The sequence below is a fragment of the Prosthecobacter algae genome, assembly GCF_039542385.1.
Lineage (GTDB): Bacteria > Verrucomicrobiota > Verrucomicrobiia > Verrucomicrobiales > Verrucomicrobiaceae > Prosthecobacter > Prosthecobacter algae.
This window is the reverse complement of record NZ_BAABIA010000005.1, coordinates 55,796-80,461: the sequence shown is the minus strand read 5'-3', so window position 1 is coordinate 80,461 and position 24,666 is coordinate 55,796. Positions and strand designations below refer to the sequence as shown.

Here is a 24,666-nt window from a genome sequence, read left to right as displayed (position 1 = left end):
GGGCCGTTACAGCTTCCGTTTGTATCCGTCGCAGCGGTTGTGCCAGCCAGCGAGCCAGCGCTGTTCCTTGCGGGCTGCGGGCGCGTTTTGCACACGGCGGCTGAGGACGGTTTTGGAGGCTTCGGCAAAGGCGGCGGGGGTGGGTTGCTTCATGCCTTCGAGGACTTGAAGGAGGCCCCAGCCCTGGCCGTTGTAACGCTCGGTTGGGGCGGTGCCTTCGCCTTTAAAATTGACGTAATCAATGAGGCAGAAGGCACCTTCGGGGCTGGCCAGGAGAGCATCGAAGTGGGCCTGGACGAGGGCAGGTTTTTTGGAGCTGGCTTTCATCTTGGGCAGGGCACGCTGAAGCCGAGCGATGATGAATTCGGTCTGTAGGGAGACGGTTTTGACCAGGATGGCCCGGAGGGCGGTCTGACGCGGGCCGTCTTTGTCCGCTTCGAAGTTGGCCTTGCTGGTCCAGGGGCAGGGGCCAGTGGTCCAGTCTGGCATTTCTACTCCCCGGCTCTGCAAAAAGGTGGCGAGGGGGGGGAAACTTTCTTCAAACGGTCCTTTCTTGCCTGCAGGATACCAAATAAAATGACCGATCCCTAACGATGCAAAATCTTCGCCCGAGTTCCAGCTTGTCAGTCCTGCCACCGTGCCTGCGCATTCGTTTTGCCAGATGCGCTGTCCCACTCGCTGGAGCTGGGCCGGAGAGAGTTCAACGGCGGCGCTGAAGGCGTTTAATGGCGAAAAAGAAGCCGTGAGGGTGACGGCGAGGCTAAAAAGTTTTAAAAATCTGCGGGGATTCATATTTTAATAAACTTAAATGTATCTGGCTTTTCTGACAGGCGCTAAAATGATGGCATTCTGCATCGTTTGATGAGATCTCCCCAGTTTATTAAGATTGATTCAATGATTTTCCAAAATTAATCTCCGAGCCGCACCCGCTGCCCCGCTTTCTGCATGCCTTATTTGGCCTTTAACCTCAACGACGGAAATGAATTCGTCTTCGATATCCTCGAAGAGCGTCTTTCCATCGGCAGGGATGCGAAGAACGACATCGTCATTGATAACACGTACATTTCGGGGTTTCACGCCGAGTTCATCCGTCAGGCGGATGGGGTGTATGAGCTGGTGGATTTGAAGTCATCGAACGGTACTTTCGTGAATGGGAAGCGGATCGACCGTATGAGGGTGAAGGGGGGGGACAAAATTCGTTTTGGCCAGCTTGACTCGAGGTTTCGTGAACGAGCCCCCAAAGGGATGGCACCATCGACTGAGGCCAAAAATGTGGCAGCGAAGGGCCAGCCCTTCCGAACGGATGGCAAACGTGGGGACACGGAGTCCGTGCCTGCAAAGGATGTGGAGCCAAAGTCTGAAACGAGCCAGGTGGAGCCCACGAAGACGCCCCTGGGCAGACCTGACATGGGCATCAAAGGGCCTTCTGTGGCAGCCGCGCACGGCATGTTGATCCAGCGGGTTGCTCCTGTAGACACCGCGCAGCAAAAGCAGGCGGATGAACTGAGAGAGGAAGTGAGCAGGCTGCAAAAGGAGCGTGATCTGCTGCGCCGTGAAAATGAAAAGGAGACGCTGCGGCGGGAGGAACTGCGGGTGCTGGAAAGGCAGGTCGAAGAGGGCCGCAAAACCTTGGCTGACCTGGAAAGCCGGACCGTGGAGATCAAGAGCAGCCTGATCAATTCGGAAGATGAGCTGGCAAAGCTGGCTATCAAACGACGTGAAGCTGCAAATTTGGACAGTCAGGTGGAGTCCAGCCGCAGTGCACTGGCCAAGGTGCAGGATGACATTGCCGTGGCGAGCAAGAGTTTGCAGGCGCTGCATGCCGAGGCAGACAAAGCGAGTGCGGACCGCAGCGCTAGCCTGAAAGAAAAGGAGACGGTCGCGGCAGAACTGGCCCGTCTGAAGCAGGATCTCAGTGAGGCCTCATTGCCCGCTGCCGCTGTCTTGGCGGCTGTTTCTCCAGAAGTGGATGAGGCTTCCTTGGGTGAGCGCAGTGCGGAGCTGGCGGCGTTGGACGCGCAGGTGGCACAGCGGCAGGCGGAAGTGGAGGAGGTGAAAAAGACGCTGGAAAGGCTGCGTCAGGAAGAAGACCAACTCACGGCCCAGGTGCAAACATTGGTGGTCAAAGAAACCAGCCTGACTCAGACCACCGGTGCCCTGGCGGAGCTAGAAAATAAACGCCGTCTGCTGGATGCTGCCCTGGCCGGTCTGACGGGCAACCAAACGGCGCTGGAGACGAAGCTGGCCGATTTGGACCAACAATGCGCTGTGGCCAGTGCGCGGCTTCAGGATCTTTCCGGCGATCACGCCAAGGCGACCTCTGAGCATGAGTCTCTGAATGCGACCAAGCTGAAGCTGGAAACACATATCCAGGATCTGCGCCAGCAAACTGAGCATCTGATTTCCAATCAAAAGAAGGCGGAAGAGGAGGCTTCACAAAAGCTGGTCACACTGGAAGGGCGGCTGCGCCAGAAGGCCGAAGAGCTGAAAGCCCTTGAGACACGCTCGGGCGACCTAACAAATAAGCTGGATGATCTTGCGGCTACGGATACGCAGCTCAGCAGTGCCAGCGAGGCACTGAAAGCAGTGGAGGCCCACAAGGCGGAACTGACGACGGCGATTTCCCAACTGTCCCAGGAGCGCGATGCGTTGACCCGGGAACTTTTAGCCGCGACGGAAAAGGGGAAGGCGCAGCATGGCCTCACGCAAACGCTGATGATGCGGCGGGAGTCCTTGGAAAAAGAGGTGCGCAGCATTGAGGAGCAGAAAGAGATGCTGACTGCGGATGTGGCGAAGGCTCGTGAGAGTCTGCGCCAGGCGGAAACCGCGCTGGCTGAGCGTCAGCAGGAGGCCAAGGCGGCGGAGGCGAAGACCGAGGAATTCACCACCAAGGCCAGTGAGGTGGTGGCCCAGCATGCCGCGCTGCAAAAGGAGATCACCACTTTGCGGGCGGAAGCCCAGGCCGCGCGAATGGAGCTGGACAAGGCGACGGGCGAAGCTGCAGCACAAAAGCAGGCTGCCATCACGGCTACGGTGGAGGAGCAAAAGCTACGTGCCCAGGCCGGTGAATTGCAGGGGAAGATCACAGGTTTGGAAGCTCTGCTGGTGACATTGGCTGCTGCTCAGACGGGGAAAGTGCAGGATGTGGCCGCTGCCGAACAAAAAGTCTCACAATTGCAGGCGCAGGCTGCCAGCGTCGCCGCGCAGCTCAGCGCAGTGCAGGCAGATGTGCAGCAGCAGCAGGAAAAGCTGGCCGCTGCCCAGAAGGCTAATGAGCAGGCTGGGGCGGAGATCAAAGCCAACCTGGAGTCCGCCAAGGAGGCCCAGTCTGCCCTGCTGTCTGCGGAACAGAGCCGGGACAAAGCCCAGGCGGAAGCCAAGCGCTTGCAAGCTGAGGTTGAAGGCTACGAAGCCCGTACCCCTGGCCTGCGTGCCGAGGCCGAGAAAATGCAGGCGGAGCTGGCCGCGAAGCTGCATAATCTGGCTGCCAGCGAATCCCGTGTGGCTGCCCTGACGCAGCAGACTGCGCAACTTGAGGCCCGGGCCCAGGAGCTGGCCAGCGTGGAATCCAGGCTGACAAAGGGGCGCACGGAGCTGGCCGAGATCACGGCCAAGCATGAGAAACTTTCCACTCAGGTGCCGCCGCTGGCGGCTGCGCGTGAGGAGCATGAAAAAGTATTGCCCGGCCTGAAGACGGAGATCGAAAGCTTGCGGGCGGAGATGACCACGCTGCTGCGCGACAAGCAGTCGACAGCCGCCGCTTTGGAAAAAGCCCAGGCTGATCGCCGCGCTGCCTTTGACCAGACGGAAAGTCTGCGCGCGGAGACGGCGAACCTGGAGAAACTGCTAAACGACAAGCGTAGCAATCTGGAGGCTGAAACCAAAGCCAAGCTGGCTGAGGCTGCGGCTGCGGAGACGCGCCTGCGCGAGCTGCAAACGAAGATTGAAGCCGATGAAAAGCGTTTACTTGAATTGGCGGAAGTGCAGCAAAAACTCGCGAGTGCCACCCAGGGTGTGAAAGAGGCTGAAAAGCAGCGCCTGACCGAAGAAAAAGCCCTGGGCGAACTGGCCCGGCAGCAGGAGGGACTGCGCAAAGACATCGCCAAACTGGAGGCAGAATCCAAGGCATGGAACACCCAGATTTCCGAACAGACGAAAAAGGCCAAGGCGGAGGAAGCCCGGGCGGCAGACTGGGAAAATCGCCTCCAAAAGGCCACTGCGGCTGCGCAGGTGGTGGAGGCGAAGCGGCTGGAGGCCGAGGCCGTGGCCACTCGTGCCCGCGAGGAGGAGAAGGTGCTACGCAAGCAGATCCCGGGCCTGACCACGGAGCTGGCAGGTCTGCAGGCCATGATGACGAGCCTGACCAAGGAGCGTGAAGAGGCCTCGCAATTCGTCACCCGCCTGAACGTCACCACTGAAAATTCTAACAAAAAGCTCGCTGAGCTGCAGCAGCAGATTTCCCAACTGGAAGAAGCCCACAAAATGCGTGAGGAGCGGCTGATGAAAGCCCAGGAGGAGGTGGACAAAGAAGCCGCACGCCTGAAGGCTGCGCAGGAAGGTAGCCGCGCTGCTGAGCAGGCCCAGCAAGATCTGGAAAAAGAGGTGAAGGAAGCCCGCCAGCGTGCTGATGCCGCCCGGACTCAGGCGAACGGTCTGGAGACGGAGCTGGGCACGCGGCTGGACCGGGTGGAGAAGCTGAAGCTGGAAGAGACCCGCCTGACCAAGGAACTGGAAACGCAAACCCAGGAAATCCAGGGCCGGACTGCCGTGATGGCCGAGTTGCAGGACAAAATCCGGCATGAGGAAACCCGCCTGGGCGACTTTACCCAGGTCGGTGGTCAGATCCTTTCCCTGGGGGCTGCCCTGGCCAGCCTGGAAACCCGGCAGGCTGAAGCCAGCAAAAACCTGAGGGATGCGGCGGAGCGTGAGCTGGCGCTGCAGGTGAAGATCAATGCCCTGCAAGAGTCCCTGAACCGTGACTCCGCACGTGCGGAGCAAGCACGGAAGGAACGGACGGCTGTGGAGACGGAGCTGGCCACCTTTACGCAACAGGCCGAGAAACTAGCGGCCTCCCTCCAGGCCCAGGAGAGCGAGCAGCGGAAGCGGCTGGCAGACCTGGATGCACAACTGCATGAGCAGGCCGCTGCCGTGACCCATCTGAAAGCGGAGCTGACGACGCTGAGTGACCGCCGAGCGGAGTTTGCCCAGGCGGAGGCACAGTTGAACCACTGGAAAGAGATCGATGCCCGCCTGCGTGGCCAGCTTTTGGAACTGGAGGAGAAGCACGAAATTCTGCGGCGTGGCCTGCCTGCCGAGGAGGCCACGGTGGTGATGTTCGCCAATGACATCATCAAGCGGATTGATCTCATTGATGCGCTCAGTTCCCGGTATGCGGGCTACAATGGCGGGGATGTGGTGGCGCAGCTTCGCACCCTGCGGCATTCGTTTGAGGATATCCTCCTTCAGCACGGCATCAGCGAATTTGACATTGGCAGTGGTACCGAAGTGGATGTGGAGTTGCGCAAGCGCATCACAGTGGTGGAGTCCGTGCCTGGAAAAAACAAACCTCGGGTGGTGGAAAGCTGCCGCTCAGGGTTTGCCTACTCCCGTGAGGAGGGTCACGAATTCATCCTTCGCAAAGTGGAGGTGAGAACCTCCAGCCAGTAGTAGTCGTCTTTTCATTTTTTCATTCTATCCTCTGTTATGGCTGAATACGTTGGCATTGATCTTGGCACCACGCTCTCGGGCTTGGCATATCTGAAACCTGACGGCAACCCGGAGATCGTGCCCAACGCTGACGGTGAGCGCCTGACTCCTTCGGTGGTGTTCTTCGAGGCGCACGAGGATGTGAAGCTGGTGGGCAGCCCGGCCCGCGACGGGGGGGAGCCGGACCGCACGATCTTCCAGATTAAGCGTTACATGGATGACCCGGAGCACCTGGTGGAGATCGACGGCAAGAAATGGACGCCTGCCGAAATTTCTGCGCTGATCCTTGCCAAGCTGAGGCGCGATTGTTCGAAGATCATTGGCGACATCAACGAGGTCGTCATCACTGTGCCAGCGAACTTCAATGAACTGGCGCGCAAAAGCACCATCGCGGCGGCGGAGATGGCCGGGATGAAGGTGCGGCGGCTGGTGAATGAGCCCACGGCTGCGGCCGTGTATTATGCGCACAGCCAGGGGGTGAAGGGACGCATCCTGGTGTATGACCTGGGCGGCGGCACGCTGGATGTGACCATCCTCGATGTGGAAGGGGACAACATCCGAATCCTGACCAGCGAAGGAGCGCGTCATCTAGGTGGCAGCAATTTTGATGACATGCTGCTGGCTGCCTACGGGGAGCAATACACGAAGCAGACCGGGGCACCCCTTTTCAATGATGAGCGCCATCGCCGTCGTGTACTGCTGGCCACGGAAGATGCCAAGAAGATGCTCTCGAAGCTGCAGCGTGTGAATGACACGGTGGCGAATGACAAGAACGATGGCCTGGCCCGTATCGACCTCACGCGCGAGACGTTTGAGAAAATGATCCGCCACATGCTGACCCGCACGGTGATGCTAGTGGAGCAGGCACTGGACTCTGCCAAGCTGAAGGTGAGCGACATCGACCACGTGGTGCTCGTGGGCGGCTCCACCCGCATTCCCAAGGTGAAGACGATGCTGGACAAGATGTTTGGCAAGACGCCGAAGTCCTGTGGCAATGTCGATGAGTGCGTGGCGCTGGGCGCGGCCCTGTTTGCCAAGAAATCCGCACGCATCCAGGAAGTATGCAACGCCAGCTACGGCACAGTGGCCATGGTTTACAATGCCAAGACGGGTGAGGAGAAGCTGATGAATTCCGTGGTGATTCCGAAAAACACCCCGATCCCTTGCTCCCGTACGCAGATCTACCAGACCAGCGAAGACAATGAGAGAGTGATCGAGGTGGACATCACTCAAGGAGAAGATGAGGACTCAAAATTCGTGGATGTCATCGGTCGCATCACCTTGGAGGTGCCGCCCAACCGACCGAAGGGCTGCGAGGTGGCCGTCACCTTCAGCTATGATGAAAACCAACGGGTACGCGCCTTGGTGATGGACAAGCAGTCGGGCCGCAGCCGCGAGGTGGCGGTGAGCTATAAAGGAGCCGGTGTTTTGTCCGATGAAGATCTGAAGCGCAAGACAGCCCACCTGCGCACGATGCGCATTGAGTAACCTGTACGCACGCCCCGCCTCCGAACCCCGAACGCCCAACGTCATGTTCAAAAAGATCCTTCAATCGCTGTCGAAGTCACAAGCGGCCAAGCAGCCTGCGGCAGCCCCTGCCCCTGTGGCCAAAGCCTCGCCTCAGCCCCTCAGACCCGAAGCCCCGAAGTCAGAACCTTCGAAGCAAGGAGTGGTGCTGCCAAAGGCCGCCAAGCCTGTGCTAGCTGCTAACATCGCCGCCGCTCCCCTCAGTGCGGAGGAGATGTGCGAGATCACGCCGAAGATGCCGAAAGACCAGATCCAGGCGCAACTGAAGTTGCTGTACCGCCGCTACAATCGCAGTGCCTCAAGTCTGGATGCGAAGATCCGCGAAGAAGCCGACGGCATGCTCGACGCCATTGTCCGCGTGCGAGAGAAATATTTTGGGGAGATCTGAGCGTCAAAGGAAACTCAAGGCCCGCAGTTTTCCTCATAGAGGGGATTGCGGCCCAATTTTTTGTTAGGCGGCTCAAGGCTAGTCGACGCGGCAAAACCGCGACAGCCAGCTTTAGCTGACTGCACGGTCGGTCTGGAAGATGCCGGCGTGGGCGAGGAAGACCTCCCAGTCGCGCACTTGGTAGGTATTGCGAATGAGCTGGGTCACTGGTACCTCACGCGGCGCGGAAGGGCGACGTAGGAGTTTCAGCCCCGCTTCTTCGGGCAGCTTGCTGCCTTTTTTGCTATTCACCTTTTTATCGGCCAGCACGCAGTTGTCCCAGGTGCTTTTGCCACCGCGAGAAACGGGGACGATGTGGTCGATGTTCCCCTCGTTAGGCTTCAGCTTGCGCCCGGTGTATTGGCATACGCCGCCATCGCGTTCCCAGATGGCTTTGGCACAGAATTTGGGCCTGCGCTTTGGCACTCTGTCGAAGCGGGCCAGGACGAGGACGGTGGGCACGCGCACGGGACCGTGGACAGTGCCGATGGCGTTGTCGCCCTCGTTCACCGGCAGGCGCATCCAGTCCTCCCAGGTGACGGGTGTCATGTCATCTTCAGCAGAGATGTTCAGCGCTGTCGCATTGCCTGCGGCCATCATGCTAAAGGCATCGGCAGGTGATTTCACACCGATGGCTTGCCAGTTTCGGTTCAAAACTAGGACAGTAGATTTGTTCAACACATCATTCATGCTTCGGCTCCTTATTGACGGGAATTGACGGCACGAAGGGACGACGCGGTGTTCGTTCCTCTATGTTGGGCACTTATCGTGCAGCAACTTAGGCATTTGCCAAGTGGCAAATTTGTCAGCTTTATAGTTACGCCTGCCAGGGGATCTCTGACAAAGGCAAGGTTAGGGCATCTGCAAAGTGCGGATTCACGTACGTGGGCCGCGAATTCGGGGTGGCCATATTTAATCCTCTGCCTTGTCTCCAGCCGGACACATTTTGACGATGCGCGGCTGGAACTGCCCCAGCACCTCCACCAGATCTTGCTGGGCTGCCATGACGCTGTGAATGTCTTTATAGACTCCAGGCACTTCGTCGATGCCGGCGCTGAGGAGCTCAATCCCAGCCGCTGTGAGCTGCTTTTTCACAACGCCCCAGGTGAAGCTTTGCTTGGCCTCTGCCCGGCTCATCACTCGTCCGGCACCGTGGGAGGCGCTGTTCAGGGAGCCTGGTTTGCCCCGGCCCCTAACGACAAATCCGGGGGTCGCCATGGAACCGGGAATGACGCCCAGCTCTCCCACCGCAGCGGGTGTGGCCCCCTTGCGATGCACCACCACCTCGCGCTCCTGGCCCTGGATGACGTGCGTCTCCTTCCAGGCGAAGTTGTGATGGTTCTCAATATCGAGGATGACATGGGCACCCACCTTCTTGGCGATGGTTTTGTGAATCAACGCATGGTTAGCCGCTGCGTATCGTCCCATGAGGTTCATGGCGGCCCAGTATTCCTGGCCCGCCTCTTCCTCAAAAGTCAGCCAGGACAGGTGCTTCATGTCCTTCGGCAGGTCGTAGCGTCTCTCCATGGCGATGTGGCTGTAGTGCTGGCACACTTGGGCCCCTGCGCCGCGTGATCCACTGTGGGAGAGCAGGGCTAGGTATTCACCAGGCGGAATGTCAAAACCGGATTCTTTCAGCGCCTCCACTTGGTCTGCCTTGACCTCAAAGGCACCGAATTCGACGAAGTGATTCCCCGAACCGCTCGTGCCAAGTTGAGCCCAGGCTTTGTCCTTGAAGCGTCGGGTGATGGGCGAGACATTCCAGTCCTCGTCCATGACCTCGTGGTGCCGCTTGTCTTTAAACGCACCTCCCATGCCGAAGTTGGTTTCACGTTCGAGGATGTTGGCCAGGCGACCTTTTTGGCCTGGAATGATATTGGCCTTGCGGTCATAAACGCTCAACCTCATGCGACAGGCGATGTCCACACCCACTGCATAGGGGATGACGCAATTGTCCGTCGCGAGCACACCACCGATGGGCAGTCCATAACCCTGATGCGCATCCGGCATCAGCGCACCGGCCACAGCGACCGGCAGCGCGCAGGCATTGGCCAGCTGCTGCGCGGCCCCGGCTTCGAGGCCAGATCCCCACTGGTGCCAGGGAGCCAGGGCATCGCGCTGCGTGTAAGCGGGCGCATAAAGAGCGCGAGCCAAAGACTCGCGCAAAGGATCGCCTAGAAAAGCGGCTGGATCTGCGACGATCGCACAGATGTCTTCCTCCAGCCTGGAAGGGTCGCCGCCAGCACTGGCCTGATTGGCGACGAACGCTAGGCCGAAGCCCAGCGCCGGGCCATCAGGAATGCCGAGGCGGGTGAGTGATTGAGAGTTCATAAAATTGGTTAGAATGAGAAACTAAAGAGGTGAAAATGAGAGGCGGAGTTTGTCTGGATCCGCGTATTACGAATGCAAAAGTCGGCCCACGGGGACATGCACCCCGCTATGCCGGTTAAAAGCCGGCTGCTTCGCTGTCTAAGCTTTGGACCGTTCAAAAATGGCGACCCTGACGGGATTCGAACCCGTATTATCCGGTAGAAAGCCGGATGTCCTGAGCCGTTAGACGACAGGGTCATCTCTGTGGGAGCAGGCGCGCTCTGCGCTGACAGACGAAGTGCTATGGCCGACACCCCGGCTGAAACGCAGGGACCTGACTCCCACAAAAGTGGCGGAACGCGGAGGGCATGCTCCCCATGCGGCACCTAGCCGCACGATCTCTTTAGCAAAGAGTCCCGGGGCCTCGCCCGGATCACGTTCCAGAAAAAGTGTCCCCGGCAGGATTTGCACCTGCGGCCTGCTGCTTCGTAAACAGCCGCTCTCTCTACTGAGCTACGGTGACGTAAAAATGGACTAACATAAGGTGCCACACCTTGGATTCGAACCAAGAACCTCTGAGGTCTGAGCTCAGTGCCTCTGCCAGATTGGGCTAGTGCGGCCTAACAAAAAATCGGTCTGGCGGGAGTTGCACCCGCATCTCTCGGGTTATGAGCCCGGTGCTTTGACTGTTAAGCGACTGACCGAAAAAACGGGTCGGATACCCCGGTGCTGCCCCGGGCACCTCTTGTCTCCAAAACAAGCGAGTTCGCTGGCTCTCTCGTATCCGATTAAAAATGGACGCGTGCCCCAGACTTGCACTGGGTAAGGCGGCTTTGCAGGCCACTGACTTGGCTCTTTGTCTTGCACGCGGTTGGGGTGTGGGCGTCTTTCGCTAGACACACCGTTGGTTAGAAAAGTTCCCTCAGCCGGATCTGCCCCGGCACCGTCTCCGTCACAGGGAGGAATGCTGCTATTACACCATGAAGGGAGTGAAATAAAAAAAGTGCGGCCTGCCGGTGCTGCCCCGGCGCGCCCTGTTTGGAAGACAGACATGCTTGCTGTTACATCAAGGCCGCGGGGAAAAGGTCGCTGGAGTTGGTAGCGCGCCAACCTGTGCGGAGCTTCAATCCGCCGCTCATCTGTCTGAGCCATCCAGCGTTCTAAAAGGAAGTCCCTCTGCGTGGTGACGCTCCACGGTCTTCCGGTTATCAACCGGGTGCTCTGCTGTTGAGCTACGGAGGGGAAAGTGATGCGGCCACTTTTGGCTGCATGAGGTTGAGAGATTGGCGGAGCACCAGAGAATCGCACTCTGGACGCTGGTTAGGCGCAGCGGTTTTCAAGACCGTTTCCTCGTCTGTTCCGGACGTGCTCCGTTAGAAAATGAAAGTGCCCACACCAGGATTTGCACCTGGAACCTCGGCCGTTAGAAGCAGCGCGTGCAAGTCTGTTACACCTTGCGGGCTTGATGAAAAAAGGGGTGCGGCGTCACGGTAACGCTCCGTGTCGGTCGGGGGACTCCTGGGTTACAGCCAGGCTCGTGTCTTTAACGAACTACCGCCGCATGAAAGGGACGCAGGGGCTGGAGTTGCACCAGCCGGGCGCGGCTTATGAGACCGGGCCGAGCACTGGCTCTCCCTGCTATTACTAAAATGGTGGACGAGGACGGTAATGCTCCGTCACTTGCTGGATGCGAGCCAGCCGTGCAAACTTCTACACTACAAGCCCTTGTGGGAAATGGATCGAGGCCATGGAACGTGGGGACAGGCAGCCTGCCCGGACCTAACATTCCGGCGGGGTGATCTTGTGTCCCCTGGAATGTGGTGGGCGATCCTCTGCGGCGAGTCCCCACGCTCCATGATGTTTGGCGCGGCGGGTGGTTATCTGCCACCGCCGCTCTTTGGAATGGCCGCAGAAGCTCATTCGAGACGGATGAACTTCTGCGGCCATTCATGCGTGACGTGTGAAATTCACCTTTTAGTTAGGCTAGGTTTCAGGCACGTCACGTCTGAATAGAACGAACACCGCTGCCACGCACGGGAGGAGGGGGTAAAGCTCGTCGCTGGCGTCGCACCCGCAGGGTATTTCACGGCGGATGTTTCGGTGTTTATGGCACACCTTCCGGGAAGCCTCTTCGTGATGTCGGGAAAGGGGCGCGGACTCCCTGCATTCAGATTGAATGCTTAGGAAATACTACGCGCTTAATAGTGTCCAAAATTCATCTTCGCAGAGTGCACAAAAAGGTGCTTTCAGCGGGTCTTGCGCAGGCCGTTTCGGGGCCTCATCTGCGAGTGGCATTCGGGGTCTCACTCCGGCGTCTGGGCGACAGACGCCGGAGCTTTGACGAGTTAGCGACCCCGTCCAGGTGACGGGGGCTCAAGGGTATGGGTTGTTTGGGGAATGGGTGGGTGGAAAGATCTTCCGGTGGATGGGGGTGATACGGGATCTGCGTGAAAACAAAAAGCCCTGCTGCCTTTCGAAGGGCGAGCAGGGCTTTTAAAAGGCCGGTTCTGGGTAAAACCTGCGGCTTAGCCGCGTTGCTCGTGGACCTCCATGTTCGGGGTGCTTTGATACATCTCGTCATGGCCCAGGCTTGTAATGCCTGCTTCCAATCCGATGCCAAAACTCCCTGCTCGACACTCGGCGAGTGCTCTGAGGCTGGAGGAGTTGATGGCTATGGGTTTCATGGAAGTGCGTGCTGAAGGTAGGCGGAGTTTGACACAGTCTTCAAAGACGTCAAATTCAAATAATCATTTTTTTTATCGATAGTGAACTCAATTCGAACTTTTGTCCTTAGGTCATCCTAGACTCATGGAAAGGCTTTATCCAGGGCCTCAATATTTGCCTTCATGACGCTGAGAAAGTCGCCTGTTTCCGGGACGTTGCCGCAGGGGTCATAGACAAGGCTTTGGATGCCAAGGGCGGTGAGTTTGGTCACGCTTGCTGAGGCCGGGGTGCCTTCCCAGAGCATGTGCTTGGCCGGGTGTTTGGCGAGGATGGCCTGGAGGTTGGCCATGGCTTTGTCATCGGGCACGGTCTCCGGTTCCCAAAGGACGGACTGGAGGTTGAGATCGTAACGGCGGGCGAGGTATTGGTAAACAGGATGGGAGGCGACTAGCGGGGTTTTACCCATGCGTTTGCCCACGCCTAACAAACGTTGATCCAGATCGGCGAGGTCCTTTTTCAAGGCTTCGAAACGCTGGGCGATGGTATCCTTTGCGGTGGCAGGGGCCACGGCCTGCAGAGCTTTGGAGACTTCCTGAGCCTGGAGAATGGCCTGCTGAAAATCGAGCCAGGTAGTGAAGGCGGTGCCGCTGTGGCTGTGTTCGCCACCGGGGCCGTGGCTATGGGTGGTGGCATCCTTGACCTCGATGTATTGGTTCGAGTAGGAGCTGCCGGTATTGATGACTTTTTCATCGGGTAGGGTGGTGCTATCCACCCACTTGGAGTAGCTGGCGCCATTCATGAGGATGAGGTCGGCGGCCTGATACTTGGCCAGGGTGTCGTCATCGGGCTGCCAAAAGGCGGGGTCTTCATCCGCCGGTGCCGGGAAGTGCACATCCACCAGATCGGCCCCCAGCCGCTGGGCAAAGTACTGCAGCGGGTAGTTGGCCACATAGACCTGGGGCTTGCCGCTTTTGGCAACGGCTGCGGGAGTGCTGGAGGAGGGTTTGCAACTGGCGATGGCCAGCAGGCAAGAGAGGGCAAGGAGGGCTTTCATGAAAAGGAGAGGTTTGGAGGTTTGTGCCGGGGAATGAATTCGCCTCGCGGTGAGAATGAACGTGCTGAAGAGGGAGGATGTTGCCTCCGGCTTCAGCGTTGCCAAAGGATGTCGGGCGTGATTTGGTTTACGGTTGCACATCCAGTTAGGCCCATGGCGACTTCGAATTCGGCCCGGAGAATGTTCAGCACGTGGGCAACGCCGATGGGTCCTGCGACGCTGAGGCCGAAGATGTAGGGCCTGCCGACGAGGACTGCGCTGGCACCGAGGGCGAGTGCCTTGAGCACATCCGTGCCGCGGCGGATGCCTCCGTCCACCAGCACGGGGATGCGGCCTGCGACCTGGGCGGTGATCTGCGTCAGCACCTCCACGGTGGCGGGCATGGTGTCCAGGATGCGGCCACCGTGATTGGAGACGATGACGGCGGCAAAACCGTGCTGGACGGCCAGTTCGGCATCGGCGGGTGAAAGAATGCCTTTGAGAATGATGGGCAGGGTGGTGATGGAGCGCAGCCACTCCACATCCTTCCATGTGGGGGCATCATCCAGCAGGGCGCCGAAGGCCACGTTTTCACCTGCTTGGCGGGGGCGCATGTCAGGCGGGGCCATGCCCCGGAGGTTGATGGCCTCCACCCCTGCTGGCATGCGAAACTGCGCGCGCTGCTGGCGATTGCGAATGCCGTTGAGAGGCGCATCCACGGTGAGAACCAGGGCCTGATAACCGGCGGCCTCGGCACGTTGTACGAGGCGCTGGGTGAATGCGCGGTCGGGCTGCATGTAAAGCTGAAACCACAGGTGTGTCTGGGCAGCGGCGGCAATGTCCTCCAGTGGCACGGAGGCACGGGTGCTGACGACCATGCCGGCCTTCAAGGCGGATGCACCCAGCACGGTGGCCAGCTCTCCCTCGGCATGGGCCATGCGCTGATAGGCAATGGGGGCAAGGAAGATGGGGTGATCATAGGTCTGTCCCAGCAGGTTGATGCGGGTGTGGCCGCCGGTCATGTCGCGCAGTACACGTGGTACGAGTTTGAGCTGATCGTAACCGCTGCGGTTTTCCCGCAGGGTGATTTCATCTGCTGCACCGCCAGCGAAGTAAGCCCAAGCCTGCTCGCCCAACTGTTGGCGGGCGAGCGGCTCGTAATCCGTCAGCGCGACGATCTCTGGCGGGATCTGGGACAGGGCGGGCAGCGGAAATGACATGGTCTGCCCACGTGTTCATCTGGCCCAGGGAATGGGCAAGTGGATTGATGGGGCGGCAGACGGGATCAATCCGCCTTTTTCTTCTTTGCAGCGGCTTTGCCCTTACCTTTGCCTTTTCCCTTCGGAGCTGCCGGGGCGACTTTTTCACCGGGTTTGGGCAGGGTGGCTTTTACGCTTTCCCACTCCGGGTTCAAGGTGGCGGAGCGGATGGTGAGGTGGCGGAAGTCCACGGACTGGCCGCCGACGGTGAAGCCGGGGTTCATTTTATCGCTCTTGAAGAGGTCGCTGCTACCCCAGGCCGTGAAGTCGTCCACCTGCCCCAGAAGGGTGTCGCCCACCATCTCCAGGCGCACTTTGTGCCAGGTGCCTGGGGTGAGATCGGCTGGGACGCGGGCAAAGACCACGGCTTTATCGGGGCCCTCATGGTCGTTGTCATCCCGCTGCACGGTGATACTTTTAGGGGTGATGTTGATACGGGCCATGTGGTCTTTCACGGCATTGATCGAGAGGCTGGTGGTGCGGGCTCCTTCGAACTTAAATTCGTATTCGATGATGAAGTCATTCAGTTTGTTAGGCAGGCGGGTGACGGCCCCGTGTTTGTCGGCCTCTAGTTCACTGCCGCGCAGCACGCCGTCCTTCAGTTCCCACTGGCCTTTGGCCGCCTTCCAGGGGGCGGCAGGGGCGGTGTCCAGCTTGCTTTCATAAATGACGGCACCGGGCAGGGCGAGGAGGGGTTTTTCAGCAGCGTTGACCAGGGAGGCAAGCGTGAGGAAGAGGAAGGCGGAAACTTTCATGGCCGCTGAAAACGTGGGTGCTAGGGAGATATTGCGCTGATTTGCATCCCTTGCGTCCTGGGGCACTTCGATGCACTCTCGGGCGATGCGATTTCTGTCCCGACTGCTTCTGCTTGCCGCCTGTGCTGTTTTCCCCGGTGCCTGTGCCCCGGAGCGGGAGCGTGCGGACTTGGTTTTTATCCAGAGTGCCGAGCCGGAAACGCTGGACCCGGCGCTGACGACGGACCAGGTTTCCATGCGGCTTTCTACCTCGCTATTTGAGGGCCTGTGCCGCGTGACGCAGGCAGGCAAACCGGAGCCGGGCATGGCGGAGCGGTGGGACGTTTCGGAAGATCGCAAGACTTACACCTTTCATCTGCGGGCGGGTACGATGTGGACGAATGGGCAGCCGGTGACGGCGCAGGATTTTGTGGCCTCCTGGCAGCGCGCGCTGGACCCCACCACAGGTGCGGACTACGCCACGCTGATGCACATCATCCGTGGCGCAAAGGCCTACACGGAAGGAACGGAGAAGGACTTCGCCAAAGTGGGCGTGAAGGCGGTGGATGCAAAGACCCTGGTGGTGGAGCTGGAAAATCCCACGCCCTATTTTGTGGACCTTTCCGCTTTTGTCACCCTTGCCCCAGTTCCCGTGGCGACCATCGCGCAGCATGGCACGGCCTGGATCAAGCCGGCGAACATCGTTACCAACGGCGCCTATCTGCTGGAAGAGTGGCTGCTGGATGACCACATCCGCCTGCGGAAAAATCCGGCCTACTGGGACGCTGCCAATGTGAAGATGGAGACCATCGAGGTGAAGCCGGTGCAGGATGCGAACACGGCGCTGAGCTACTTTCACACGGGTCAGTGTGATCTCATGATGGACAAGGGCATGGTGCCACCCACGCTGACGCAGAAGCTGAAACAGCAGCCCTGGTTCCACACTGGGCCATTTCTGGGCACGTGGTTCATCCGCATCAATGTGACGAGGCCGCCTTTTACGGATCCACGCGTGCGCCAGGCCTTTGCACTGGCGGTGGATAAAAAGCGCATTGTGGAAAAAATCACGCAATTGGGCGAGCCAACGGCCCAGGGCATCGCTCCTCCAGGAATTGGCCAGGGCTATGAGTCACCCGAGGGGCTAAACTACAATATCGAGGAAGCACGCCGTCTACTGGCCGAGGCAGGTTTCCCTGGCGGCAAGGGGTTTCCTCGGATCGAATATCTTTACATTCCCCTGCCGATTGAGCGAAACATCGCCATCGAACTCCAGTCCATGTGGCAGGAGACGCTGGGCGTGACGGTGAACCTGACAAAGCAGGAGCAGAAGGTGTGGCTGAAGTCCATGCGCGAGCTGGACTACCACCTGTGCCGGTCCAGTTGGGTGGGCGATTACAACGATCCGAGCACCTTCCTGGATCTCTTCACCACGGGCAATGGGAACAACCGCACCGGCTGGGCTAACCAGAAGTATGACCGTCTCATTGCCGCTGCTGCGCGTGAGGTGGACATCCCTCGACGCAATGGCATCTTCCAGCAGGCGGAGCAAACGCTGGTGCGGGATGAGGCGGCGGTGATTCCGGTTTATTATTACGTAGGCGTGCAGTTTTACCGCGACGAGAAACTGGACGGTGTGCAGGGCAACCTCATTGATGACCATCCCTTCCGCTGCATGCGTTGGAAGTGATGGGCTGGCGGGCCGTGTCAGCGGATCTTCGCGTCGGGCAATTCGCTCTTCACGCCTTCATCGAGAGGCATTTTGTCCTTGGCCGGCGTCAGGCCTGTGGCGGCCATGAGCTTGGCCAGCTCCGCCTGGAGTTCGGAGACTTTGCCCGCGAGGTCGGGCTGGCCGATGAGGTTCCTTGTTTCACCAGGATCATCTTTCAAGTTGTACAATTCGGCCAGATGCCGGTCAGCTTTGCCATTGCCGTGAGGGTAGTGGATGTACTTCCATTCATCGGTGCGGATGGCCCTGACGTTGGGCGTGTAGGGGAACTGCTTTTCGTAGTTGTAATGGTAGAACCAGCTTTTGCGCCAGGTGGCATCGCCTTCACGCACGAGCTTGGTCCAGGACTTGCCGTGGATGTTGGTCAGGGCGGGGGCACCGCAAAGTTCAAGTACGCTGGGGGCCATGTCCATGGTGAGGACTTGTTGGGTGATCTTTTGAGCGTTTTTGGTTAGGCTGGGGAAGCGCGCGATGATGGGGATGCGCAGGCTGGCTTCGTGGGCGGTACGTTTGTCCACCATGCCATGTTCACCTTCGAGGAGGCCGTTGTCGCCCATGAAGACGATGAGGGTGTTGTCGAGCTGGCCTGTTTCTTCCAGATGCGTGCGCAGGCGGCCCAGGCTGTCATCCACGCTGAGGATGGTACCCCAGTAGCCATGCACCATACTTTCGAAGTCTTTGACGGCTTCGGGGCGGTCGTCCGGGAATTTTTTGCGCCACTCAAAGAGAGGGCCGTAGATACCGTGCCAGGTGTAGAGGCGCTCCTTGATCCACTTTGGCTTGTCATCCAGTTGGAATGCGGTGGCGGGGTAAGGCACACGCACGTCATCAAAGGTGTGTTCGTATTTGGGCTCGGGCGTGTAAAAACTGTGGGGGGCTTTGTGGCCCAGAAACATGCACCAGGGTTTGTCGGCGTTTTGTTTCTTCAGCCAGTCGAGCGTCAGGTCGGTGACGACGGTGGTGTAGTAGCCTTTGACGACTTCGCGCTTCTGGCCGTGGAAGTTGAATTCGGTGTCGAAGTATTTGCCCTGACCTTTATGGGTGACAAACCAGTCGTAACCTGGGCGGGGTTCATCATTGTCCTCCCCCATGTGGTATTTACCGATGTAGGCGGTGGCATAACCGGCCTTTTGCAGGACTTGGGGAAAGCTGCCCATCGTGGAGGGATACTCCGTGAAGTTATTGGTCACGCCATGGGTGTGCGCGTAGAGGCCGCTGAGGATGGAGGCGCGGCTGGGGGAGCAGAGGGAGGTGGTGCAAAAGGCGTTTTGAAACAGCACGCCTTCGGCGGCCAGGCTGTCGATGTTGGGCGTCTTGACGTGCTTGGAGCCGTAGCAGCCGAGGGCATCCGGCCGCAGGTCATCGCAGAGGATGAACAGGACATTCGGGCGGCTGGCCGCAGGAGCCGTGGCAGTGAAGACCAGGGCGAGGAGGCTGAGGAAAAGACGAAACATGGGGCGTGGTAACGATGGCCGATGGCTAGGTTTGTCAAAAAGGATGCGGGTTCTTCCGTCTTGCCTTGGCAGGTTGTATCAGACGGATTTGCCGGCCACCTGCGGGGTGGCGAAATGGTGATGGTGCGTGACCGTCCAATGATGGATGTCCATGACGATGCCCATGACCGTGCGGCCCCAGTCGGTGAGGGAGTATTCCACCAGCTTGACGCGGCCTTCTTGGAAGTCGCGACGCTGGATCAGCCCGTCACTCTCCAACTCGCGCAGGCGCTGGGTGAGCATTTTTTGAGTGATGCCAGTGAGGCTGCGCATCAGTTGCCCGTGGCGTTGAGGGCCGGAATCCAGCTCGCGAATAAGGACAACTTTCCAGCGGCCCCCGATCATCCGGAGCAACTCTTCCACGTGGCATTGGACTCTGTTTTCCTTCATGCGGGTTTTAAAGCACGGGCCTGTCCCTGATTGCAAGCAGGCAGGCACTTTTTTGTGCCTAATTGTGCGAATGTTGGTTTGGGCGCAGGATGGCGGTCCTGTCGGGTAAATAAATCAAATGATCCACTGAGTTCCCATGAGCCATTATCACCAACTCTACACCGCTGAGGACACCGCCGTCGTTTTTATTGACCATCAGCCGCAGATGACCTTCGGGGTCGCGAACATTGACCGGGCTACCCTGATCAACAATGTGACCCTCCTGGCGAAGGTTGCCAAGGAGTTCAATGTTCCGACAGTGCTGACTGCGGTGGAGACGGAATCCTTCAGCGGTTATATCTGGCCGCAGCTTCTGGATGTGTTTCCAGGCCAGCCCATCGTGGAGAGAACCTCCATGAATTCCTGGGATGATGCGGGCTTCCGCGCGGCCATCGAGGCCACCGGGAAAAAGAACATCCTCATGACCGGTCTGTGGACGGAAGTCTGCGTGACGTGGCCGACCATCGAGATGATTGGTGCCGGGTATAATATCTATGTTGTGGAGGACTGCTGCGGTGCCACCTCCCCTGCCGCGCATGAGGCGGCCATGAGCCGCATGGTCCAGGCTGGGGCCACCCGCGTGACCACCGTCCCGGCGCTGCTGGAGTGGCAGCGCGACTGGAAGAACCGCGAGCATTACAACAATCTTATGGGCCTCCTCAAAGGCCAAGCAGGGGCCTACGGAGTCGGCGTGGAGTATGCCTACACGATGGTGCACAAGGCCCCCCAATCGGCCCAAGTCCCGCAGGTGGTGACTGGCGGGTTAAAACACTGATGTCCTCCCGCAGCGCGTGGAATGATGGAGCTGGGCAGCGAGTCTGCCTCCTGCATGATTTCACGTGACTGTTTTCCCTCTTTTTATTATGAGCATCCATGTCGCCATTACCCGTCGCGTCCGCCTTGGAACTGAAGTGGAGTTTGGAGAAAGGCTCAGCCGTTTTGCCCAGCGGTCGCTGGAAGCGCCGGGCACGCGCGGTGTGCAGATGCTGCATCCGGCCCCTGGGGCAAAGAATCCTGAGTATGGCATCCTGCGCACTTTTGCCAGTGCAGAGGACCGGGATGCGTTTTATGCCTCTTCGGCGTACTTGGACTGGGAGAAGGAGATTGCCCATCTGACGGATGGTGCGCCCGAGTTTCGGGAACTGCACGGGCTGGAGGCCTGGTTCCGCCAGCCAGACGCCCCGCGCCCCCCACGCTGGAAAATGGCCCTGGCCACTTGGGCGGGTGTTTACCCAACAAGCTTGGTGTTAGGCCTCCTGCTGGCTCCGCATCTGCACACACTGCCCCGAGCGTTGTCCAGCCTCATCATTTCCGGTTGCATGGTGGTGTGTCTCACCTGGCTGGTGATGCCAGCCGTGACGAAGCTGATGCATCGCTGGCTGCACCCGCACCAATGAGGGGTGGGCAGTTTTAGAAAAATTCTTTTGGTTAGGCTAGGGCTGGGATGCCGCAGGATACTTTCCTTTTTCAATCTTCAAGCACACTCACTTCTATGTCCCTCGATACCACCACTCAGGCTGACTTGATCTTATACAATGGCCGAATCACCACGCTGGATCCCGCCTACCCGGAGGCCAGCAATATGGCCATCGGCGGCGGTCGCATCCTGGGCCTGGATGAGGGCGAGGAATATGCGGACATTTCCACACCCCAGACGCGCCGCATTGACCTGAAGGGGCGGCGCGTGGTGCCTGGGCTGTATGACAGTCACCTCCATGTCATCCGTGGCGGGTTGAACTACAATCTGGAACTGCGTTGGGATGGCGTGACCTCGCTGTCTGATGCGCTGGCTCTGCTGAAGATCCAGGCGGAGCGCACGCCTGCGCCACAATGGGTGCGGGTGGTCGGCGGTTGGAGCGAGTTTCAGTTCCAGGAAAGGCGCATGCCCACGCTGGAGGAAATCAATGCCGCCGCCCCAGATACGCCTGTTTTCATCCTGCACCTCTACTGCCATGCCATGCTGAACCGAGCAGCCTTGCGGGCCGTGGGCTACGATCGCAACTCCCCGAATCCCCCCGGCGGTGAAATCCAGCGTGATAAAAATGGCGACCCGACCGGCCTGCTGATCGCCCGGCCGAATGCCATGATCCTCTACGCCACGCTGGCCAAGGGCCCGAAGCTGCCGCTGGAGTATCAGTACAATTCCACCCGCCATTTCATGCGTGAACTGAACCGACTGGGCCTAACCAGTGTTTGCGATGCTGGTGGCGGTTTCCAAAATTACCCGGATGACTACGAGGTGGTGACGGAGCTGCACAAGCGTGGGGAACTGACGCTACGTATCGCCTACAATCTATTCACCCAAAACAAGGGGCAGGAGAAGGCGGACTTCGCGCGCTGGATCGGCCTGACCAAGCCGGGCACGGGGGATGACTACTACCGCGTGAATGGGGCAGGGGAGATGCTGGTCTTCAGTGCGGCGGATTTTGAGGACTTTCTGGAGCCCCGCCCGGACCTGCCGCCCACCTTGGAACCGGAGTTAAAAGAAGTGGTGACACTGCTGGCGCAAAACCGCTGGCCCTTCCGCCTGCACGCCACTTATGAGGAAAGCATCACACGCTTTCTCAATGTGTTTGAGGAGGTGAATCAAGAGGTGCCGCTGGAGGGGCTGCACTGGTTCTTTGATCACTGCGAGACGATCAGTGACAAGAACATCGAGAGGGTGAAGGCCCTGGGCGGTGGCATCGCCATCCAGCATCGCATGGCCTTTCAGGGTGAGTATTTTGTGGACCGCTACGGTGCCGCCGCGGCCGAGCGCACCCCGCCCGTGCGGCGTATGCTGGAGCTGGGCGTGCCGGTGGGAGCTGGCACAGATGCCACCCGCGTGGCGAACTACAACCCCTGGAACTCCCTCTACTGGCTGGTCACCGGCCGCACCGTGGGCGGGTTGAGCTTGTATCCGGAAAAGAACTGCGTGAGCCGTGAGGAAGCCCTGCGCCTCTACACCCAGGGCAGCGCCTGGTTCAGTCGTGACGAGGAAAAAAAGGGTGTGTTGAAACCCGGTCAACTAGCAGACCTGATCGTGCTAAGTGGCGACTATTTCAGCGTGCCAGAGGAGGAGATCAAAGGACTGCATAGCGTGCTCACCCTGTTGGGCGGGCAGACTGTGTGGGCAGACGCGGAGTTTAAAAACGAAGGTCCCCCTGAGCTCCCCGTGATGCCGGACTGGTCCCCCGTGGCTAAATTTGGCGGTTACGGCGCACCTGGTTTCATCCGCAGTGAACGCTCGATGTCCTTTGCTCCCTGGGCCGCCCCCCGTGTGATGCGCCGCAGCGGTTCTGTGGAAGGGCCGAAGGTGCTTGGTCAGCTCTGGGGCTCTGGCTGCGACTGCTTTGCGTTTTGAGATGGGAGATGGTTAGACCTCGCGTTTTTTGTTGCTTCAAGGTGTTAGAAATTTCCTTGCCTCCATTTTTATCCACCTCTCTCAAACGTCGTCTTGACGTGGGGGCGGCGTTCATTGCAGCATCGAAAATAAGATCAAAGTCACCAACCATCGGCGTTGATCTCAGCCTAACCATGTCCACAGCCACCGCTTCCACGGGGTCGTCCTCGACGACTCTTCGCAATGCCGTCATTCGTCTTGCAGGCAATTCGCAGGACGGGATTCAATCCATCGGTGGGTTCCTCGCACGTCTCGCGGGCCGCACCCAGCATGATGTGATGACCTACATGACCATCCCGTCCACTATCTCTGGCGGGCCTTCCATCTTCCAGTTGCATCTCGGCTCGGGCGAGGTGCTTCATCCAGGCGATGAAAGCGATGTCTTGGTGGCTTTTTACCAGCACAGTTACGATGCCCACTTCAGCTCCCTGCGCGAAGGTGGCATCTGCTTTTATGACAGTGGCGAAGTGACAGAGCTGAAGAGCGAGCGCGGCATCCACCACATCGGCGTTCCCTTCACAGCGGCCACGGTGGAGGCCATCGGCGGCAGCGCACGGGATCGTGGAAAAAACATGTTCGTTCTGGGCCTGCTGTGCGCGGTTTATCAACTGGATAAGGAGAAGCTCTCGGGCATTGTCAGCCGACAGTTCGGTAAGAAAGATGAGAGCGTGCTGCGCAATGCCATGCTGGCCTTTGATGCAGGCTACGCCTACCCCATCGGCGACATGGGCACCTTTAACTTTGAAGAAGGTGAACACACGGATGAGCACCGCCTCAGCACGGATGGGAACACCCTGATGACCATGGGCCTCATCGCCGCTGGCGTGCGTTACGGCTCGGCCTACCCCATCACACCGTGGTCCAGCATCATGGAAACCTTGCGCAGTGAGTTGCCGAAGTATGGCGGCCTGTATGTACAGGCGGAGGATGAACTGGCCGCCGTCTCCATGACCATCGGCGCTGCCTACTCCGGCCATCTGGCCGTGACCGGCAGTGCAGGCCCCGGCCTGAGCCTGAAGATGGAGGCCCTCAGTTACGCCAGCATGGCGGAGATCCCGCTCATCGTCATCAACGTCCAGCGCGGCGGTCCATCCACTGGCCTGCCCACCAGCGTGGAACAGAGCGATCTCCTCCAGGCCATCTACGGCAGCCATGGCGACTGCCCGCGCATCGTCCTCGCGCCCAAGGATGTGGAAGACTGCTTTTACATCGCTTTGGAAGCAGGAAAACTGGCGCGCGAATACTCCTGCCCGGTCATCATTTTGAGCGACCAGGCACTCAGCAGCCGCATTGAGGCCTTCACCGAGCCTGACCTGGACAAGCACTGGGTGGAGCCCGGCCTCGACTTGGCCGAACGGCCCGTGGATTTCAAACCGTATCCGCTGGATCAAGTGACCCGCCACGCGCCTCCGGGGAGCAAGATGGCCAGTGGCCGCTACCCCCATGTCACCGGGCTGGAGCACGACGAATGGGGCCACCCCAGTGGCAACCCCAAGATGCACCAGAAGATGACCGACAAACGCCGCAACAAGCTGGTGGCCCTGGCCAACAGCCTGCCTCTGCCCGAGGTGCACGGCGACCAGGAAGGCGATGCCCTCCTCATCGGCTGGGGCAGCAGTTACGGCCCGATCAAGGAAAGCGTGAACCGCCTGCGTGCCGAAGGGCATAAGGTGGGCGCAGCGCACCTGCGTCACCTGCATCCGATGCCCGCCAAACTGGACACGCTGTTCGCCAAGTACAAGCACATCATCGTCGTAGAGATGAATGATGCAGGCGTCTATGGTTACGGCCAACTGGCCATGCTGCTGCGCGCCAGCCTCGCAGATCCGAAGATCCAATCCGTCTGCAAAACCGACGGCCTCAACTTCCGTATCGGCGAGATTGTCACGGGTGTGGAAAAGGTGTTGGCCAAGGTTTGATTTTGTTCGCCTTTTTGAAGGCCGTGATTCCTTCTGGGGATCGCGGCTTTTTTGTGT

At 59.2% G+C, this 24,666-nt stretch carries 17 protein-coding genes and 4 tRNA genes; 8 read left to right on the top strand and 13 right to left on the bottom strand.

Translation table 11 applies throughout. From position 1 onward, the window contains the following. Positions 1–6 precede the first annotated feature (6 nt). Positions 7–792, bottom strand: coding sequence for a hypothetical protein (locus tag ABEB25_RS12685; protein WP_345736780.1), 786 nt, complete (start codon positions 790–792; stop codon positions 7–9). 153 nt (positions 793–945) lie between these two features. Between ABEB25_RS12685 and ABEB25_RS12680 the strand changes: the two genes are divergently transcribed. The 3 genes from ABEB25_RS12680 to ABEB25_RS12670 are packed head-to-tail and all read left to right on the top strand — an operon-like array spanning position 946 to position 7,621. Then, the gene (locus tag ABEB25_RS12680; RefSeq protein WP_345736779.1) at positions 946–5,667 is read left to right on the top strand and encodes an FHA domain-containing protein; all 4,722 of its coding nucleotides are present in this window, start codon (positions 946–948) and stop codon (positions 5,665–5,667) included. 36 nt (positions 5,668–5,703) lie between these two features. Next, positions 5,704–7,194: an Hsp70 family protein gene (locus ABEB25_RS12675; protein ID WP_345736778.1), complete on the top strand. Its 1,491-nt coding sequence runs from the start codon at positions 5,704–5,706 to the stop codon at positions 7,192–7,194. 43 nt (positions 7,195–7,237) lie between these two features. Further along, positions 7,238–7,621 carry a hypothetical protein gene (locus tag ABEB25_RS12670; RefSeq protein WP_345736777.1) on the top strand — a complete coding sequence of 128 codons (384 nt, stop codon included), beginning with the start codon at positions 7,238–7,240 and terminating at the stop codon, positions 7,619–7,621. A gap of 111 nt (positions 7,622–7,732) precedes the next feature. On the opposite strand, the gene ABEB25_RS12665 is transcribed toward ABEB25_RS12670, so the two are convergent. The 10 genes from ABEB25_RS12665 to ABEB25_RS12620 all read right to left on the bottom strand — a co-directional run bounded on the left by ABEB25_RS12665 (position 7,733) and on the right by ABEB25_RS12620 (position 15,681). Beyond that, positions 7,733–8,314: an HNH endonuclease gene (locus ABEB25_RS12665; protein WP_345736776.1), complete on the bottom strand. Its 582-nt coding sequence runs from the start codon at positions 8,312–8,314 to the stop codon at positions 7,733–7,735. Positions 8,315–8,572: 258 nt separating this feature from the next. After that, positions 8,573–9,991, bottom strand: a complete 1,419-nt coding sequence (locus ABEB25_RS12660; protein ID WP_345736775.1) for an RtcB family protein — start codon at positions 9,989–9,991, stop codon at positions 8,573–8,575. A 161-nt stretch (positions 9,992–10,152) separates the two neighbouring features. Further along, positions 10,153–10,228, bottom strand: a tRNA-Glu gene (locus ABEB25_RS12655). A gap of 192 nt (positions 10,229–10,420) precedes the next feature. Continuing rightward, positions 10,421–10,493, bottom strand: a tRNA-Arg gene (locus tag ABEB25_RS12650). Between the two features lie 22 nt (positions 10,494–10,515). Continuing rightward, positions 10,516–10,590, bottom strand: a tRNA-Leu gene (locus ABEB25_RS12645). Between the two features lie 11 nt (positions 10,591–10,601). After that, positions 10,602–10,674, bottom strand: a tRNA-Ile gene (locus tag ABEB25_RS12640). Between the two features lie 1,821 nt (positions 10,675–12,495). Further along, positions 12,496–12,654 carry a hypothetical protein gene (locus tag ABEB25_RS12635; RefSeq protein WP_345736774.1) on the bottom strand — a complete coding sequence of 53 codons (159 nt, stop codon included), beginning with the start codon at positions 12,652–12,654 and terminating at the stop codon, positions 12,496–12,498. A gap of 122 nt (positions 12,655–12,776) precedes the next feature. Beyond that, on the bottom strand, positions 12,777–13,688 hold the full coding sequence (locus ABEB25_RS12630; protein WP_345736773.1) for a metal ABC transporter substrate-binding protein: 912 nt from the start codon (positions 13,686–13,688) through the stop codon (positions 12,777–12,779). A 92-nt stretch (positions 13,689–13,780) separates the two neighbouring features. Beyond that, positions 13,781–14,887 carry an alpha-hydroxy acid oxidase gene (locus tag ABEB25_RS12625; protein WP_345736772.1) on the bottom strand — a complete coding sequence of 369 codons (1,107 nt, stop codon included), beginning with the start codon at positions 14,885–14,887 and terminating at the stop codon, positions 13,781–13,783. Between the two features lie 65 nt (positions 14,888–14,952). Next, positions 14,953–15,681 (bottom strand): 3-keto-alpha-glucoside-1,2-lyase-like domain-containing protein, encoded by a 729-nt coding sequence (locus ABEB25_RS12620; RefSeq protein ID WP_345736771.1) that lies wholly within the window; start codon positions 15,679–15,681, stop codon positions 14,953–14,955. 85 nt (positions 15,682–15,766) lie between these two features. Between ABEB25_RS12620 and ABEB25_RS12615 the strand changes: the two genes are divergently transcribed. Further along, entirely contained in the window at positions 15,767–17,347 is a 1,581-nt protein-coding gene (locus ABEB25_RS12615) for a peptide ABC transporter substrate-binding protein (protein ID WP_345736770.1), read from the top strand. A gap of 17 nt (positions 17,348–17,364) precedes the next feature. Here ABEB25_RS12615 and ABEB25_RS12610 read toward each other — a convergent pair whose 3' ends face one another. Both ABEB25_RS12610 and ABEB25_RS12605 read right to left on the bottom strand, forming a co-directional pair. Beyond that, a complete protein-coding gene (locus ABEB25_RS12610) occupies positions 17,365–18,840 on the bottom strand; it encodes a sulfatase family protein (RefSeq protein WP_345736769.1) in 1,476 nt (491 codons plus the stop codon). A gap of 78 nt (positions 18,841–18,918) precedes the next feature. Next, positions 18,919–19,269 (bottom strand): winged helix-turn-helix transcriptional regulator, encoded by a 351-nt coding sequence (locus ABEB25_RS12605; RefSeq protein ID WP_345736768.1) that lies wholly within the window; start codon positions 19,267–19,269, stop codon positions 18,919–18,921. 136 nt (positions 19,270–19,405) lie between these two features. Here ABEB25_RS12605 and ABEB25_RS12600 point away from each other — a divergent pair, with 136 nt between their 5' ends. The 4 genes from ABEB25_RS12600 (at position 19,406) to ABEB25_RS12585 (ending at position 24,609) form a co-directional block, all read left to right on the top strand. Further along, the gene (locus ABEB25_RS12600; protein ID WP_345736767.1) at positions 19,406–20,083 is read left to right on the top strand and encodes a hydrolase; all 678 of its coding nucleotides are present in this window, start codon (positions 19,406–19,408) and stop codon (positions 20,081–20,083) included. An 88-nt stretch (positions 20,084–20,171) separates the two neighbouring features. Further along, on the top strand, positions 20,172–20,705 hold the full coding sequence (locus ABEB25_RS12595) for a putative antibiotic biosynthesis monooxygenase (RefSeq protein ID WP_345736766.1): 534 nt from the start codon (positions 20,172–20,174) through the stop codon (positions 20,703–20,705). A gap of 95 nt (positions 20,706–20,800) precedes the next feature. Continuing rightward, positions 20,801–22,651, top strand: a complete 1,851-nt coding sequence (locus tag ABEB25_RS12590; protein WP_345736765.1) for an amidohydrolase — start codon at positions 20,801–20,803, stop codon at positions 22,649–22,651. Between the two features lie 173 nt (positions 22,652–22,824). Further along, complete coding sequence (locus tag ABEB25_RS12585; RefSeq protein WP_345736764.1) at positions 22,825–24,609, top strand: 2-oxoacid:acceptor oxidoreductase subunit alpha; 1,785 nt, start codon at positions 22,825–22,827, stop codon at positions 24,607–24,609. The last annotated feature ends 57 nt before the right edge of the window (positions 24,610–24,666 follow it).